This window comes from Psychrobacter sp. M9-54-1, assembly GCF_016613355.1.
In the GTDB taxonomy this organism is placed as follows: Bacteria; Pseudomonadota; Gammaproteobacteria; order Pseudomonadales; family Moraxellaceae; genus Psychrobacter; species Psychrobacter faecalis.
Genome location: NZ_JADGFW010000054.1, coordinates 1 through 1,916, shown reverse-complemented (window position 1 = coordinate 1,916; position 1,916 = coordinate 1). Strand labels below are relative to the sequence as shown.

The 1,916-nt window shown below is 45.5% G+C and carries 2 protein-coding genes; both read left to right on the top strand.

Annotated features, from left to right (window positions below):
- Positions 1-346: 346 nt before the first annotated feature.
- Positions 347-1,414 carry a nicotinate-nucleotide--dimethylbenzimidazole phosphoribosyltransferase gene (gene cobT, locus IQ457_RS13375; RefSeq protein WP_342343319.1) on the top strand — a complete coding sequence of 356 codons (1,068 nt, stop codon included), beginning with the start codon at positions 347-349 and terminating at the stop codon, positions 1,412-1,414.
- Positions 1,414-1,905 (top strand): adenosylcobinamide-GDP ribazoletransferase, encoded by a 492-nt coding sequence (locus IQ457_RS13370; RefSeq protein ID WP_200663875.1) that lies wholly within the window; start codon positions 1,414-1,416, stop codon positions 1,903-1,905. The genes cobT and IQ457_RS13370 overlap by 1 nt, the downstream gene beginning before the upstream one ends.
- The last annotated feature ends 11 nt before the right edge of the window (positions 1,906-1,916 follow it).

Genomic DNA, 1,916 nt, shown 5'->3' with positions numbered 1-1,916 from the left:
TGCTTATTTCAAGTTGAGAGTGGGGTATTAATACTAAAAAAGGATGCCATTTTAACTTCGCAGTGGCAAAAATGATAAAAAGAATGGTCAGCAGCAGCCAAAATACGATCATTACTGTCTCTATATAGTTGTTAATCTCTTATCGCTATTAATGCAACTCACACAGCATTTAGTGAGTTTGGCGTCTAGCTTAACATCAATAGTGATATGAATTTTTAAAGGTGCATATTCTATCGTAAATCTATCCTACTAGGGAGTCTATTCGGCTCTCATTTGATTTTATTCGTGGTAAAGCTGAGATACTCTGCTAGTATGTGGGTTTTGTTTTAATTGTATAAATACGAGGGTGGTTTGCTTGAACACATTTATAGCACCAACGATTGCAAACATAGAAAATAACGAGCTGTACCAACAATTGCAGCAAATCGTTGACCAAAAAACCAAGCCACTGGGCGCCCTTGGACGTTTAGAGACGCTCGCGGTACAGTTGGGATTGATTCAAGATACGACCACGCCGCAAATTACGCAACCGCAAATTCGGGTATTTGCTGCCGACCATGGTCTAACCAAGCATGGTACCTCAGCATATCCTAGCGCGGTGACGGCGCAGATGGTTTATAACTTTTTGCAAGGCGGTGCTGCTATCAATGTTTTAGCGCGTCAGCATGATATTGAGCTAAAAGTGGTCGATGCTGGTGTCAATGCCGACTTTGCCAATTCTCCTTTTAAAGACCACGCGCAACTGCTCGATTATAAAGTGCGTCATGGAAGCCGCGACGCCCTTAGCGAGCCTGCCATGACAGCAGAAGAGTGCTTAGCCGCATTAGAAAATGGTATGGACGTAGTCAAGAACATGGCGGGCAATCTGTTGATTGTCGGTGAAATGGGAATTGGTAACACATCCGCCGCCAGTTTATTACTGGCAAGATTGGGCGATATACCGATTGATGCTTGTATCGGTCGCGGCACTGGCCTTGACGATGCAGGATTAAAGCACAAGGCAAGTATTTTAACTCAAGTATTAGCGCGGCACAGTGAAGCGCAAACGCCATTCGACATACTTGCGGCATTAGGCGGGCTTGAGATTGCGATGATGGCAGGGGCGCTGATGCAAGCCGCCAGTGAGCGCCGTATTCTTCTTATCGACGGTTTTATTGCCAGTAGCGCGTTGTTGGCGGCTGAGCGCTTAGCGCCGGGTGTTGCTCAATATGCTATCTTTGCTCATCATTCGGTCGAGCCGGGACATACGCATTTATTAAAACTGCTCAATGCTGAGCCGTTACTCGATATGGGTATGCGCCTAGGTGAGGGTAGTGGCGCGGCGCTGGCGTATCCATTATTACAGTCGGCTTGTGCGATTATCAATGAGATGGCTAGTTTTAATGATGCTGGTATCAGTGGACAAAACAGCTAATGTCACAATTATCAAAAAAGCCATCAAAACAACCATTAAATCAGACATTGAATCAACCAAATGCATTACCCCAGTCTTCTTCTAAACCAAGTATTAGTCAATTTATAAAGTATGAATGGCGTTTATTGTTAGTAGCAGTACAGTTTTTAACGCGTCTGCCCGTACCGCAATTCGCCAATTACAATCCGCAGTGGTTGCACCAGAGCAGCCGTCATTTTCCTGGGGTAGGTCTGCTGGTTGGGCTGATTTGCGCAGGTATATTTTGGCTGTGTAGTTTTTTATTTACGCCTTTGGTGGCGGCAGTGATAAGTACGGCCTTTGGGATTAGGCTAACTGGCGCTTTTCATGAAGATGGACTTGCGGATAGCTGTGATGGTCTAGGTGGTGGTCTGACTCGCGCGCGTACTTTAACTATTATGAAGGATTCGCGCTTAGGGACTTATGGTGTACTAGGATTGGTCTCGGCGTTACTTAACCCCAGTTCGGGATAAGCCACATTGTA